Genomic DNA, 15316 nt, shown 5'->3' on the forward strand with positions numbered 1-15316 from the left:
TGATCTTCATAGCTCGGGGCAGAGCGGTATACGGCGCCTTAACCATCCTCGCGTAGGTGCAACGGCTATGGTCGCGCGCTCGATAGTAATGCTGCTTGCTCTTGCCGTATCCCTGCTGGCAAACGGCACGGCTCAGGCCCAGTCCACAGCAACCGTAGACTGGACGACCCTCGGGGCGCCCAGCGCAGGCGCATTGCCGAGCCCGTCCACCGCGACGGCAAGCGACGGCACCACGACGGCAACCGTCACTTACGCCATGGCGGCCAGCGGAACTGCGCCAACGCCGATCCTGCCGACATTCGTGTCGTATTACGATCCGGTCTTCGGCACGATCGTCGGGTCGTTGCTGATGAATTTCGACAATCCGGCCTATGATCCCAATGACAAGCTGACGACGACCGTTTCGCTCAACCGAGCAGTAACTGGCCTGCAGTTCACCATCACCGACATCGACGGCAACTCTTGGGTCGACGCGGTCGAGGTGCAATATGACACAGGCGACGGTACCTGGCGCAATGCGGCAGACAATACCGCTTTCTACACCGCCGGCGGGGCCGCGACGCGAACGAACAACACGATCATGAATGGTTGGCGGGGGACCGCAAACGTCGGTAATACGTCCACGGCGGGGAACATCGACTTCGACTTTGGCAACACGCTCGTGCGGCGGGTTAGGGTCGTCTATTTCAGCTATACGGGAACCGGAGATCCGGGCGGCCAGGCTGCCGGTCTGAGCGATCTGACCTTCAACCGCGCCTTTGCCGACCTTTCCCTGACGAAGACGTTGCTGACCGCTACGCCCACCACGGGCAACAGCGCCACGTTCCGCCTGACGCTGACCAATGCCGCGTCATCCAGTCTCTCGGCAACGAATGTCCGGGTACGCGATACGCTGCCGACCGGCTTTGTCTTCACTTCGGCAAGCGGTACGGGCTCGTTCAATGCGACTACGGGCGTGTGGACGCCGGGGACCGTCGCACGCAACCAGAGCGTCAGCATCGATCTCACCGGCACCGTCACGGCGACAAGCGGCGCGACGATCACGAACCGCGCCGAGGTTACCGCCAGCGACCAGTTCGATCCCGATTCGACGCCGAACAACAATGCTGTGACCGAAGACGATTACGCGACCGCAAACCTGACCGTGGGCGGGAACCGTGTGGCGGGTATTCCGCCGACGCTCGTCTGCCCGAACCAGACGATCCTGTTCGACTGGGATCCGGTAAACTGGACTGCCGGCAGCACGAACAACAGCTATGCGCTCGGCACGCTTGGACAGATCGGTTTCTCGCTGACCAACGACGGAGCTTGGGTCAACAACGCGGGTTTCGGCGGGCAGTCACCGGCCAAGCAGAATACTTTCACCGGAGGAATTCTTCCGGGTGAGTTCTCCCTAGGCTTGGTCGTGGACCTGCCATCCCAGTCAGCGCGTGCGACTACCACGATTGCGCTTCCGGACATCATGCGCGGCGCACAGTTCCGTATCTTCGATGTCGACAGCAATCCCGGACAGTTCGCCGACCTCGTCGTGGTGGAGGGCCGATACAAGGGCGCGACCGTGCTGCCGACGCTCACCAATGGCGTTTCCAACTACATCATCGGCAATACGGCCTATGGTGACGGCGCGTCGGACAATCCTTCGGCGAACGGCAATGTCGTCGTCACCTTCTCGCAACCGATCGACACCATCATTATCAGGTACGGAAACCATTCCGCAGCACCGGCCGATCCTGGCCTGCAGGGTATCTCACTGCACGACATCACGTTCTGCCGTCCGACGACCACTCTGGTGACGGAAAAGACCAGCCGCGTTCTGACCGATGGTATTGCAGACAACGAAGCGGAGTTTTTCATCCCCGGCGCCACGGTCGAATACTGCCTTCTCGTCACCAACACCGGTGAATCGCGTGCGACCAATATCCAGATGAACGACAGTCTGCCGGCCCAGCTCACCTATGTCGCGGGTACCTTGCGCTCGGGTTCCAACTGCGCCGATGCAGCCACTGTAGAGGACGATGATGCCGCGGGCGCGGACGAGACCGATCCTTATGGCGCCTCTTTCGCAACCGGGTCCGTCAACGGCACCGCACCCGCACTGGCTCCAGCTGCAAGCTTCGCGGTGAAGTTCGAAGCTACCATCGACTAGGGCGAAGCGCCGCTTCGACTGACGAGGCGGCTGGCGGACAGGGTGGACTTATTAAGTCTCAACCTAATGATTTGAAATCATTTTTTACTTACATGGCCGCCAAAACCGAACCCACATTTTACCCCACACGCCTGCTCTGTCGCGTGTTTGGACTAAAGAATATTGCTCTATATTGCGCCACATTGTCCAGGTGTTTTCTGTAGCATTTCCAGTTGGGTGTAGAGGCTATCGCTCTCTTTCAAGCGCTCCTTGACTATTTTGATAGCAGAGGCGCCCTGTCGCTTAGAACCGAATCTAAAACGACAGGGCTACACCATCTGGACGTTCGCATGGGGGCGTAAGGACGATGGTGCACCAGATGAACTCGCAATCATAAATCTCGCTCCTGAGCGTCTCGCGCGAAGTGCTGGCGCCCTGCCGCTCTAAGGAGGCAGACACGATAGGGCGAACCATGGGACGGGTCTCATCGCATAGTAGTGCAAGGCGGTTGTGACAGCCTCACCAGCAGAAGTCTTACCAGCAGTTAATCTAGTCCGTTCCTGAGCGGTCCTGCTGAGGGCGCTCAATGGCTGGAAGTGGGCCGTTTCCGGAATGTCGGCTGTGAAGCTCCGGACAGGGCAAAGCTGACGGTCCGTTGGGTTTCTGCCTCGGCCAGTAGCCTCTCTTATTTTACACCAGACATGCCCCGCCACATTGCCGGCAAAATTCGCCGGTCATTTGTGCGGCGTCGATGCGATTTACACGGATGCCCTTCTGCAATATCCAGCAGTATATGAGCAAACGCGACCCTAACCTTGTCACTTCCGGCCTATCGGGTAGCCAATCGAAAGATGGGGTTTCTGTCGAGGTGAACATTTTTCGTCTGGAGGACGAAGGTCAATGGACCCTCGAAGTCGTCAATGAGAAGGGTACCTCGATCGTTTGGGATGACCAGTTCGCAGATGATGACGCGGCATTCAGGGCGTTCGAGCAGGTAGTCGCTGATGAAGGTATGGCGACCTTTCTTGATAGCGCCAATGTCATCCCATTTCCCGGCCAGTGAAAGTGACCAGAATTCCCGTGAACCAATCCGACGTATGAATCGTCTGACCGGCTTGGTTTCGGGCGCCGGTAGTTTAGCTGCCATATCGTGGCGAGTTCTGGGCCGCTTCGAGACAGTCTGGTTTCGGGAGCTTTCCTAAGAAAACGGACAATCCGGTCGCGATTCAAATCGCGGCGCCGTGTCCCATCCACATCGCATTCAAAGACAAGCCCACCAGCTAGCGACATAACTCACGTTCCCTGCCATTTCGAAGACAATGCCTGTCGCAATGAGGTGCAAGCGATCGCTGCCTTACTGATTTTTATCGGAATGGTTGCGCCTATCCGGTTTCGGCCTGTGCGTTACGGGCAGCAGCAATCGCCGCTGCAAGCTCTTTTGCTGGACCCACTCCCCAGTAGTGGAGGAAGTAAAACATCGGTTCACCGCCGATCATGTGGTTATGCAATGCTACGATATGGATATCCCGCTCGCGCAGTGCGCGGAGCACGGGCTGGACTTCGTCCTCGGTCATGATGAAGTCACCATCCACGGCGGCAAGGTCGTTGGTGCCCGAGAACGCCGCCCAGGTCGTAAGCCCCATCGAACCACCGATCTCAACGCCGTGCATGCGGCCTTGGCGAGCGAAGGTGTATTTCACGACACCATCGGCGATGCTTGGCTCGGTGCCCAAGATTTCGCTCAGCGCCAGGGCTTCGATCGTGCCGTTTGCATCCGGCGTCATGCCACCGAAACTGCGCTGCGGCGTCGGCGAGGCGGCGCGCACTTCCTTGATGGCATCCCAGACGGCTTTTACACCCGCTGCCATCTTGGCGGTTTCCCCATGCCCGCCGATATGCATAAAATAGACCGGCGGATCGTCGAATATGAAATGATTGTGCAGCGCGGTGACGGTCAACCCGTTGGCGAGGGCAGCGTCCATCGCGGCTGTTATCTCATCCTCGAATACGACCGTGTCGCCCATGACCATCACTCCGCCATCGACGGGTTTGAAGGCAGCCCATGAGCCGAGACCTGCCGGGGGATCGAGGCGCATGCCGTCGACCATCACCGGCACGTCGGCGCGCGTCCAACCGATGCGTGCGACCCCATCGTCGGTCATGGTGACCTCCGAGTGCGATGCCTCGAAAATCAGTGCCTCGAGATTGCCGAGATTATCCTGCGCGTGAAGAGCCGCCGACATCGCTGATAGCGATAGAGCCAAGCCGCCGACGAACAATGTTCTGCGTAATTGCTTCATCTTAGTTCTCCTTGGATGTGATTTCAGGTGCCAGCCATCATTGCGAGGTAATACAGCGACCCAATGAGTGCGCTCACGAAGAGAACGAGCAACATCCCGATCTTGAAGCGCAGCATGGCGATCAGGGCCGCAGCGGCAATGACGACGGAGGCGACGTCGATCGTGGCGAAGTCCGGCACGAGCAGGCGTGCGCCGTAACCTCGAACCTCGTCAAGCCGTGCGAAGGCAACGTGCAGCGCAAACCAGATGGCAAGGTTTAGGATCACACCGACGACTGCTGCCGTCACCGCCGAAAGCGCCGCTGTCAGAAGCTTCACGCCGCGCAGTTTTTCGATAAATGGCGCACCAAGGAAAATCCATAGGAAGCACGGCACGAACGTGACCCACGTGACGATGACCGAAGCCGCGATGCCCGAAGCCACCGGGCCTAACATGTCTGCTTCGCGATATCCCCCCATGAACCCCACGAATTGGACGACCTGGATCAGTGGACCCGGCGTGGTCTCCGCCATGCCCAACCCATCGAGCATTTCACCGGGGGCAAGCCAGCCATGCGTCTGCACGGCTTCCTGCGCCATATAGGCCAGCACGGCATACGCGCCCCCGAATGTCACGACCGCGAGCTTGGAGAAGAAAACCGCCAGTTCCGTGAACACGTGATTTGGGCCAACAAGAAGGATCAGCGCAATTATGGGAGCTGCCCAGATGCTGCCCCAGATCAAGGCCGTGCGGACTGCTCCGCGCCATGTAGGCTGCGCTTTCGCCATACCGCCTGTATGAAGCACGGCTTCCGGCTCGCTCTCCCCGTCCTCGGTCGTTTCACGGGCGCGAATGACCAGAAACCGTGCAGGATCGAAATGCCCTCCAAGAAAACCGACCAGCGCGGCGGCCGCGATAATCAGCGGGAAAGGTGCATCGAATGCGAATATCGCCACGAAGGCTGCGGCGGCAATCAGATACATGGGCCAAGTTTTCAATGCCCTTTTCCCGATGCGCAGCAGGGCCTCGATGACTATGGCGAGCACCGCCGCCTTAATGCCGAAGAAAATCGCCTGGACGAAGCTGGCCTCCTGAAAACTGGCATAGAGCACGCTAAGCGCCATAATGCTGAGGAAGCCGGGAAGGACGAACAGGCATCCTGCGACGAGGCCACCGCGAACGCCGTGGAGCAACCAGCCAATATAGGTGGCAAGCTGCATGGCTTCCGGTCCGGGCAGGAGCATGCAGTAATTGAGCGCATGCAGGAACCGGTTCTCCCCGATCCAGCGCTTTTCATCGACTAGAATGCGGTGCATCACCGCGATCTGGCCCGCTGGTCCACCAAAGCTCAACGCGGCCACGCGCGCCCAGACACGCACCCCTTCGGAAAACGGGATCGGAGTTTGTTCTACGGAACCTGAATTAGCGGGAGAATTCATCAACGCGTCCTTCGCACACAGCTCATCGAGCCGGACTTGGGCGCATTGCCTTACCGGGCGCCGGAATAAGTGCCCGAAGTCAAACTGCTAGATCATTGATCTGGTGTTGTCAAAAGCCTTACGCGAACAGTCTGCCTTGCACTTGGAGAATGTCGGCTTTCGAGATCGGCATTTGTATCTCCGATTTCCGAATTGAGGGCACGAAGCCGCCCTCAGCTACTACCTAGTCCAGTGGCAGGTTTCAGGATCGCGACGAGACCGATCAAATGTCCAATATGAGGGCGCAAAGCCGCCGTCGGCAAAGAGACTATGACCGCTGCGAAAGTGCGATCACAAGTCTGGCGGCTAGAGCCTCTTCCGCCTTCTCACGCCGCTCCTGCGCTTTTGAGACGAGCTGCCGTTTGGAGTGATCCGGCATGCTGACAATGGCAGCAAGCATAACAGCTTGCAGGAGGTCAGGGTGCGCGGTCATCATATTATCCGACTTGCTTGCTATGCGTCGGGACTTCGCAGCCGTTCCACCAGCGACCGCAGGCTGGCAGTGAGGACGAGAGTGGCGGCTCCCATTTTGATAACTTCGATCTCGCCTTTGCCGATAAGCACATAAAGCGTGCTGCGCCCGATCCCGAGATAGCGACAGGCGTCTGGTACCCGCATGACAATCGGTTCGATGACTTGGTGCCCGCTACGTTCGCGAAGATGCTCTGTCGTGCCTGCAGATGGCATAGCGGTCGATCCTTTCATCTGTGGGGTGATGACGGACCGACCTGGGGAGCAGGGGAGGGGACAGACCGGCCCGCCATCGTCACCGATTATCGACTGAATAGGCTGTCCAGCGCCATATGACATTCCGACGCTGTTGTTGCAGTTCTTACGCTGCAGCGCCGAAGCCTTAGAGCGAGCTCACCGTTCGCATGCATCACAATGCGTGCGAACGGCGAAGGACGTCCACCTTGAGGCGGATTGTCCAGCAAATATCACATCCCAAGTTAAGTGCCGTCGCTAATATGTCTGAGAACAAACGCCTTTTCCAGGAAAGCGCCGCGGGGCTAGTTCGAAGCCATCGCATATTGCTCAACAAAACCAACCACCTGCAGCATGGCCGACGGCGCTGCTTTTATCTCGCAATCCAAAATCACTAGATATGTCAGACGTCTACGGACAATTCCTGGTATCGTAGAAGAAGAATACGTCAGACGCGCTGCCCCTGCAATTCTATTGCAATAGTGCTGCATATTAAACGGCATAAAGTGGCTAATGTGAGGGGCTATAACTTGCAGCAAACTCGCACCGATATTGTTGCTGGGAGACATTTGTGACACGGTCAAACCATCGACGGCCCTCTTTCCCAACATCACCAAACTGCGCTTGCGTGGGTGCCGAAATGGTCGAGACGTGTCTTCTCGACCAGCAGCGGAGCAGTGCATGAGCAACCAGAAGAAACGGTCCCGATGCTTTCGCTTCGCGCGCGCCAAGGTCTGAGCGACAGCAAACGAATTGTTATTGCGGTTGCTTTCGGAACCGTTCCGAAGTTGTTCGAATGTAGGAAATGGCGGGATTAAGCTGCCGTTTGAAAGCGAGCCCTGAAGCGACAGCTTTGCGCCCTCATTTCAGTCATTCAGCGCGCAGTCTGACAACCCTGAAAGCGGACGACCATCGAGCACACTCGAATGGCGGCGGGCGCTAGTTCCCGTCCTTCGCTGCTGTACAGGGGGAAAGACGGGCATCTGGCGAGCTGTTGCCAGTCGAGCGATCGACTCGCGTCGGAGGAAGCGTTGGGAAAGCAGAGAGACCGATCCAAACTGCCCGCGAACGCTAACCAAAGTTCGCCGATCATGCGTTCTATCGCACTAGTGAAATCAGCAACTTATCGCATATTTTCCCGGTGGAGATATTGTCCAAATTCGCTAGGATATACGTTCTAGGGGGCAATGGACCAACTGCTTCAGTTTGATTTGGCCTGGATTGTTCCAACGGGCGCCGCTTTGTTACGACCAGTGATGGTAATCCTGACTTCAACACCCTACTATCAGATTGCCGCATAAGGATTTTCAAGTAGGGCCGATCGATGCCAGCAGTGTTTGTTCACGTTTCCGATATTCATTTTGGACAGGAGCGTGATCACGTCGTTCACATCCATGACGACGTAAAAAGGGAACTCATAGCTGATGCATCTGAAGTCGTCGCGTCGCTTACAGCGGGAGTGGCGCAAGGAGTTCTTGTGACCGGAGACGTGGCATACTCCGGTACGTGGGAGCAGTATGAAGCAGCAGGCGAGTGGCTCGACAAGCTCGCTGCCGGGATTGGGTGCGAGATACATCGAGTGCAGATGGTACCGGGCAACCACGACCTTGATCGCGACAAGCTCTCCGTCGGCGGCTCCAAATTGCTCGAATATATTCGTGAAGGAGGGGCCGCCGAGTACGAAGAAGTAATCGCCAATGAGAATGATCGGAGTACTCTGTTCTCGAGATTCGAGGACTACGGTCGCTTCAGCGTAGGATACAATTGCGGTCTGGATGACGAGGCCAAATATGCCACAAACTTGCGCATCGAGGTCGGGCCCGGCCGATGGATCCGATTTGTCCGTCTAAATTCAGCCCTTCTTTGCCATGGAAGGGAACGAGAGGAGCCGGCAGAGCTGATGATCGGTGCGCGCCAGTTCACCATTCCGCGCCCCGTCGCCGGAGAAGAAATCGTTGTCCTCGTTCACCATCCGCTTCATTGGTATAAAGATGCGCAGGAAGTGCGACAGTATGTTGATAGTCGTGTGAGAGTATTTATCTCAGGTCACGAGCATGATCCAAAAGTGCAAGTAAATAAATTTGATGATAATTGTGACGTTATGATGCTCGCGGCGGGTGCGGCAGTACCGTTCAAATCGGACGACACTTACACCTACACCTACAACATAATTGAATTCGATTGGGATGAGTCCAGCGATAGTCTATCCGTGGCGATACATCCGCGCACATGGAATCCGGCAAAAACGTCATTCGAAGCCGACAACAAGCGCCTTGGCGGTAGTGAGCCACAGTTCATATTGGGTTCGCCGAATTTTCGGAAAGCCGGGTTGGCAGCAGTGGATAGCGGGCCGAAGCCCAGTGCTGATACTCCGGATCATGTGCCCGAGCATGTAGAATTTGTGCCCACGGAGGACGCCGAGGTCGACACAGAGGAGACAGCAACAATGCCGTCCGATGTCGAAGGCTACGAATTAGCCCTGCTGCGATTCTTTCGGGACCTGTTTGAGAGTGACCGATTGCGGATTCTGTTGGCTTTAGATGCCATCCCAGCCGAATCTAATGAACGAATGAACCAAGGCATGGAGCGCAAGCTATTCGACTGGCTTGTACGGGAAGGTCGCCTTCCCGAAATAATTGAAATGACTGATAGGCTCATTGCCGAACGAAACGAGGGGGAAATGTGATGGACAACCTACCAGTTCACATGAGGATTGCGATGCTTACGCCGTCGAATGAAGACGTAGACTCGCGTAAAGCCGCCATCAGCACATTATCCTCAAAATGGGGTAAGCTCAACCAAATCGCTGATATTTTGGCTAAGGCAGAAATGATCGCGGCATCGCTGGGTGGTGACGGGCAGCCCGCTGAAAGCCTTGGTATGGAAGTTCAAAATGCTGTGCAGAAAAAAGCTTCTGCCTTTCTCTTCACTGAGAGTCCGCTCGAGGTCGGCATTTGTGCGGGTGTCGCTGCCTTATCCATACTGGAAGAGCCGCTCAGCACCAGTGGGTGGACCACGGTCGATGTCTATTCGAATGCCTTGTGGTCATCGCTCGGCTTTCAACCACCACTGCAAGATGAAAAGCGTGAGAAGCTGCGACAAGAAGTACTCGAATTAGCTCAGAAGCGAAGTCGCGAGGCCGCTGAAAAAGTCCGTGAGCGTAAAGCTGTTCCCGACATGGCAGATTTGACCGTCACGATCGAGGAGGGCGAAGAGGAGACGAAAACCGAGACGAACTTCAAAAAAGCAAGCGGAGCTACCATTGAAGCACTTCGCCGGAACGCCGCACTTGATCGGGAAGAGCTCGATTTCCTTTGGTGGGTGCAGCTAAGCCGTAGCAGGTTGCTGAATCGGCAGTTCGCGAGCATGCCAGAACCGTTGCGTCTTGTGACGTCTGGAATTGAGGCGGCCAATCAGCTGCGCCGCCTCCCCGCAGATCTACACTATGAGCTAGTGCTCCGCACAGTCGAAGATGACCCCGAAATTGATCTGCCAGAACTTATCGAGATTATCGGAGATGATCGTGCAGAGCTTGCAGGGGCGGTAAATACAACTCGCATTGCTCAACATCCGACCATTTTCCCGTTTCTCCATGCCCTCTCGACCGGCGAAGCTGGTGGAGTGGCCGCTAATGAGAAACGAAAGGCGTCAACATGGGCAGGCCGAGCTCTGCTTGAAGCTGGTCTGATCCGCATGTGCGAAAATGGATTAATGAAACTGTGACCGGCGTCTGCGACTTCGATGGCTGTACGGTCGGAGAGACCGGCGTTTGCGCGTTGGAGCGCGATCCGGCTTCTTGCGAGCATCACGTTGGGAAGGAGCCGTCGGAATCCGCCGATGGAGCTGAAGACGAGAATGATCAGTCGGACCTAGCCACTATTGGCGCCCCGGTGCTTGAGCATCAAACGGGTATGTCGGCGTTTCCAGCTAGCCGGACGCTAGGACCAGATGCGATCTCCAAGATGATGGCGTCGCGTTACGTAAATGTAATAGGCATCCTAGGCGATCCCGAAGCGGGTAAAACGGCGTGTCTCGCCAGTCTGTACCTTATGATCTCAAACGCCAAACTGGCAGGATGGAACTTTGCAGACAGTAAAAGCCTTAAGGCTTTCGAGGACATTGCGCGAGGGGCGCGAGAATGGGATGCTGGCAATCCTCCCGACCAAATGACCGTACACACGGAACTCTCCGACGACCGCCAGCCAGGGTTTCTGCACTTGCGCCTCGTTCGTGAGTCAGACGGTCGGCGCGTTGATCTGGCTCTTCCAGATCTACCTGGAGAATGGACAACTGAACTGATCGGGACTTCCCGAGTTGACCGCTTCGAATTTATGAAGTCAGCCGAGGTTATTTGGATTGTTCTCGACGGACGAGCCCTTGAAAGCAAGGAGCGACGGCAAGGGGTAATATCGCGAGTGGGCCAACTCGCGGGACGAATTGTCACGCTATTCAGCGGCAAAATACCAAGGCTGGTGCTCGTAACTACGCATCGGGATTCTGGTGAGCTGCCGGATACAGTCCAAGCCCGCCTGATCGCAGAGTTGGGGAAGCGAGACGTTACTGCAACAATCGTACCTGTCGCGCCCTTTTCTAACGACGAAGAAGTAAAGCCGGGATTTGGCCTCGAAGATTTGATCTCAACTACTACCGCTGGCGACCGGTCTCTTTCAGAATTTTGGCCTTCCGCAGATCCAATTGAGGGCACTCGCTCTTACATATCCTACAGGAGGGACCGATGAGTAGATCAATCGTTCTTGTCGGTGGGCCGGATTCCGGAAAGACCAACTTTGTAGGACGTGTCTGGCCCGCACTTGATGCTGGGACGGGGCGTCTTCACGCGGCAGAGCAACCAGTAGACATTCGATTCGTTCTGGATGTCGCCGATCACCTCTATTCTGGAAATTTCGCACCGCGGTCGGAGCATGCGGAAGATAGGCGTGACTTCGAAGTGATTGTAGCGGCCGAGAAAGGTGGCGATCAGACGACGATCGTGATCCCGGATATTTCGGGAGAATTGTGGCTGAATGCAGCCGAGCATGGTGAAGTCTCAACTTCACTAATGGAGGAGATGAGGGCGGCGAGTGGCGCGCTGCTGTTCGTTCGTGTGAACTCGGAGGCCGACGTGCGACCGTTGGACTGGGTAACCTCTAAACAACTTCTAGAGAGGTTGGGCAATCACGAAGACCAAGGTATGCCAACACAGGTCATGCTTTGCGAGTTGCTGCGCTTCTTAGAGGTCACGCTATCTGAGCAGCCTAATGGTGAAAAACCTCGCGTCTCGATCGTCGTCAGCGCCTGGGACATTGTCGACTCCGAGATTTTCGCGAGGGGCCCAAAAGCTTGGATAGAACGCGAATATCCTTTGCTGGCAGGCCGCCTTGGTGACATCGAAGGAATCGATCTGCGCGTATTTGGCCTCAGCGTGGTGGGTGGGGATCTAAAGGTGGATGAAGCTTGCCGCGACGACGTGCAGGAAAATGGTTTGGATGGTCGTGGGTGGGTCGCGGTCGAAGATGACGATGGCAATTGGCAAAAGGATCCAGACTTAACGCTGCCGATTGCCTGGGCGGTCGGCAGCTGACCGTGAGAGTCGTCCAACGTCAGGTCCACGGATACCGACACGGACATCAACTTCTGGCAGCATCCGTCAAATTGCCGAAGGATGAACAGCTAGTCGTTGATCGGCTGTCGGATGTTGCAGGGCCATTGCGGCCAGGTGAGAAATTCAAGTCCTACCTTACAGCTTATCCGCTTCCGAGCGGCGAGAACTTTGTCCTTGCGCGGACATGGCAGGATTTGACGGTTGCGCGGGCTGGTTGCGTAAGGACTCTAAGCCTCATTATACCGATGTCCGATTGGGCCAACGCCGACGGACTGTCCGGTTATCTCGATTTGCTGGAAATCGACCGCCTTCCAGAGGATACTGATGCTACGGAGGCTGCCGTTAGCGTGGTCGCAGCGCAACCTCTTCCGCCCGTCGATAACTTCGGCGGCAGCGAATTGCTTGAAGCGCTTTTCCTCGAGGAAGCGCGACCGGTCGTGGTTTTGGACGCCGTCAATCCCGATCTCATCGCGACTCGCCTGCTAACCGCATTGTGGCCATCGCTTCGGCGGAGATTCGCAGTCTCGACCTTCGCGCGCTCGCCTCGCAAGGTCGCTGGCAGGGATTTCGAACTTGTATTCGCACCTAAGGATGCCCGGGCTAAGTTCACGGATTGGAATGGACGTCGAGTCGATGGCCGTTCAGTTCAAGGGGGTAGGCACCGGTGGACCGGGACGATCGTAACTCGGGTTTTCGACCAGCCCTATCCTCAGTTGCTTACCGACAAAGAAATCGGCCTCGTTGGCGGAGGCGATCTCGACATCGATAACGCTGCAGCGCTTCGCATCGCCCTGCTATGGGACGAACTGCTAGCGAAACTGCAGACCACTCCGACGGCGGCGCTAGGGCTGCTCGACATCGCTAACTCAGGCAAAGTGCGCGACTCGTTTGCCCTCGAAGCGATCGAACCGTCGTTGGCCGTAGCGGCACACCAGGCTTCTGCTAACTTTCCCGATGATGAGGCGTGGGGCTTTTTGGGGGCGATTGCCCAAAAGCTGCGAGGGCGATCACTGCTCAAGGGGACTGCAGCTGTCGCTGAGGCTGTAGAACAACTCACGGCACGCGCTCCTGAAGGAGCAATCGCGCTCCTGTCGCAAGAGGATCCGCGCGGAGTCGCCGCCGACCTGCTGCCTCGGATCGCATCAGGCTTTGGTGGGACTTTCACGGATCGCTCAAAGCGTGCGTTGCTGTCAGCCGATCCCATCGTCTTGGGACGATTGCTGGCCCAGGATGGGGTGCTAGTTAAGCGCGTGGCTGATGACCGTCCGCTCGTCGAACATCTCGCACGAATCCTGCCTCAGCAGGACGTTGCCACGATCCAAGTGATTGCTCGTAACCTGCTGCCCTCGCTGACGGAAGACTGGCAAATTCCCGCTGCTGAGCCGCTGCTCGCCCGTCTCGACAAGGCTCATCTTTTGATGGAGTTGCGCCGTCTTGGAGAGGTGAATGATTTTAGTGCAGCGCAGCTTTCCAGTTTAGTCTTGGAAAAGGCGCTTTCCACTTCTTCAGGAAAAGAAGTACGAGGTGCGTTAGCCACTCTCTCTCCCACCGTGCAGCGAGACAAGATGATTGCACGGACCCTGAGTCCGACAGTTGAGGATGTACGCTGGCTGACGGAGAGCGGTGTGCTCGATGGGCAGGTGGCTAACACCGTGCTGCTGGATCTACTTCGAAGCGCCGATGACCGACAGTTTACAGCCATACTGGTTGATAAGAAGATCGGGATGGGCGTGGTCGAAACGTTGGAAACCAGCGCGCCCGATTTGCTCCTACGCGCCGTGACCGGCGACGCACTCCCAATCGGTACATTCGTTCAAACATTGCCTCTTGTGATCGCCGGACTAGGCGCTGATGCCAAGGTGGAGCTGGCAAAGCATGCGCTCGATCACTGTCTCGTCTGTCGCTTTGCGGGTGACGAGGTAGAGTTTCTGGCGTCAATGCTCAGCATTCTCGGAGATAAACTCGACGGCGCCTGGGCCGCTCGCATTGGTCTGGCTGATACGATCGACGCGGCAACCGCAAGCCGCAATATGGTCGCGTTCGGGAAAGCCGCTAAACCGGCTCGGCTCTGTATTGTCCGCTCGATCGGTGACCTAGCCCAAGTTTTGCGGTCTCGGCGCAGCTTCGATTTGGACGAATTAGCCGTCAAGTCCTGTGCGGCCCTCATGTTCGATGCTGAAAACGTTGCTCCCAACGCACTTCTAGCAGCCGCCGGCCATCTACTCCCAACCTTGTTGCGGTCTGGAAACCGTCCCGTTTCGATGATGATCGCCGCCGCGTTCCCACCGCTCTACCGCGAATTGGCGAAGGCAGACGATGTGCCTGAATTATTCAAGTTCATACCGTTTTTGGACTGGGACCGGTGCAAGGCAGCACGACATGAACTTGTCGATGCTTTTATTTCATCGAAGTGGCCGCCTCGTGATCTTGCCCTCACAGCGTGTCGTGCCAACGAGCTCGATAAAATTTTGCGACGAGTTGTCAAGCATTATGCGGGTGGCGACTATCTGAAAAGGATATCTCGAGAAAGTAGAAGTCTCCCTACTTCCTGCCGCAAGTCGGTTGAGAAGGCAATCCGACATATTCGGCCGAATTCATAAGGACAGCAAGATTTGGAGAATTGAACTCATGGTTCTGAATATGTCTGCTGCGAACTGTCACGTCGCCGAACATTGACAGTCTGCTACACGCAAGAGCAAAGCCGCTAAGCTGGCGAAGGGACTGCTTGCGTAAGCTCCCTCGTTTCGCGCTGACTGGAAATCGGCCAATAGGTGCATCCAAGCCTCCACCCTTGGGATGTGAGTTGAATGTCAGCTTTCCGCGCACAAACGTCTGACAGCGGACTGTCGCCTTCCGTTTAGAGTTTCGGACGCCGCGAGGCGTCGGAAAGTCGACGGTGCCCGAACCCGCGGGCCGCACGCGGTGCGCTATGGGGATTTCGACTTTGCGCTGATCCCGACGGCTGCTGACGGTGCCGATAAGCGGAAGGGTCCGATAGCAGCCGGTCGGATTTTGCGATGACAAAGCAGCCGTAGGACGCCGGTTCGTCCGATTTTGGTGATGCGACTACTGCTTTTGGGCGGGTAATATGCGGACGTCATCGCCGCCGGAAGCGTGGCTGCGGCGG

Annotated in this window: 10 protein-coding genes; 7 read left to right on the top strand and 3 right to left on the bottom strand. The window is 56.7% G+C overall.

Going from position 1 to position 15316, the window contains the following annotated elements:
* The first annotated feature begins 67 nt into the window (after positions 1–67).
* Together ACGHJ7_RS06920 and ACGHJ7_RS06925 are read left to right on the top strand one after the other, a co-directional pair.
* Entirely contained in the window at positions 68–2146 is a 2079-nt protein-coding gene (locus ACGHJ7_RS06920; RefSeq protein WP_390475780.1) for a DUF11 domain-containing protein, read from the top strand.
* Positions 2147–2918: 772 nt separating this feature from the next.
* Positions 2919–3188 carry a hypothetical protein gene (locus tag ACGHJ7_RS06925; protein ID WP_119512645.1) on the top strand — a complete coding sequence of 90 codons (270 nt, stop codon included), beginning with the start codon at positions 2919–2921 and terminating at the stop codon, positions 3186–3188.
* A 319-nt stretch (positions 3189–3507) separates the two neighbouring features.
* Here the strand turns inward: ACGHJ7_RS06925 and ACGHJ7_RS06930 are convergent, their stop codons facing one another.
* From ACGHJ7_RS06930 to ACGHJ7_RS06940, 3 genes are all read right to left on the bottom strand, one after another.
* On the bottom strand, positions 3508–4425 hold the full coding sequence (locus ACGHJ7_RS06930) for a DUF1259 domain-containing protein (protein WP_225081837.1): 918 nt from the start codon (positions 4423–4425) through the stop codon (positions 3508–3510).
* Positions 4426–4448: 23 nt separating this feature from the next.
* On the bottom strand, positions 4449–5843 hold the full coding sequence (chrA, locus tag ACGHJ7_RS06935) for a chromate efflux transporter (protein ID WP_119512568.1): 1395 nt from the start codon (positions 5841–5843) through the stop codon (positions 4449–4451).
* A gap of 492 nt (positions 5844–6335) precedes the next feature.
* On the bottom strand, positions 6336–6569 hold the full coding sequence (locus tag ACGHJ7_RS06940) for a helix-turn-helix domain-containing protein (RefSeq protein ID WP_196846157.1): 234 nt from the start codon (positions 6567–6569) through the stop codon (positions 6336–6338).
* Positions 6570–7911: 1342 nt separating this feature from the next.
* On the opposite strand from ACGHJ7_RS06940, the gene ACGHJ7_RS06945 reads away from it, so the two are divergent.
* Genes ACGHJ7_RS06945 through ACGHJ7_RS06965 form a run of 5 tightly spaced genes read left to right on the top strand, consistent with a single transcriptional unit; the run spans position 7912 to position 14789 of the window.
* Positions 7912–9273 carry a metallophosphoesterase gene (locus tag ACGHJ7_RS06945; RefSeq protein ID WP_390475783.1) on the top strand — a complete coding sequence of 454 codons (1362 nt, stop codon included), beginning with the start codon at positions 7912–7914 and terminating at the stop codon, positions 9271–9273.
* Positions 9273–10310 (top strand): GTPase-associated system all-helical protein GASH, encoded by a 1038-nt coding sequence (locus ACGHJ7_RS06950; protein WP_390475785.1) that lies wholly within the window; start codon positions 9273–9275, stop codon positions 10308–10310. Before ACGHJ7_RS06945 ends, ACGHJ7_RS06950 begins: the two co-directional genes overlap by 1 nt.
* On the top strand, positions 10283–11326 hold the full coding sequence (locus tag ACGHJ7_RS06955) for a hypothetical protein (RefSeq protein WP_390475787.1): 1044 nt from the start codon (positions 10283–10285) through the stop codon (positions 11324–11326). Before ACGHJ7_RS06950 ends, ACGHJ7_RS06955 begins: the two co-directional genes overlap by 28 nt.
* Positions 11323–12168, top strand: a complete 846-nt coding sequence (locus ACGHJ7_RS06960; RefSeq protein ID WP_390475788.1) for a hypothetical protein — start codon at positions 11323–11325, stop codon at positions 12166–12168. The genes ACGHJ7_RS06955 and ACGHJ7_RS06960 overlap by 4 nt, the downstream gene beginning before the upstream one ends.
* Before the next feature lie 2 nt (positions 12169–12170).
* Positions 12171–14789, top strand: a complete 2619-nt coding sequence (locus tag ACGHJ7_RS06965; RefSeq protein WP_255548718.1) for a hypothetical protein — start codon at positions 12171–12173, stop codon at positions 14787–14789.
* Positions 14790–15316: the final 527 nt, after the last annotated feature.

The sequence above is a fragment of the Altererythrobacter sp. MTPC7 genome (assembly GCF_042851395.1).
Lineage (GTDB): Bacteria > Pseudomonadota > Alphaproteobacteria > Sphingomonadales > Sphingomonadaceae > CAJXSN01.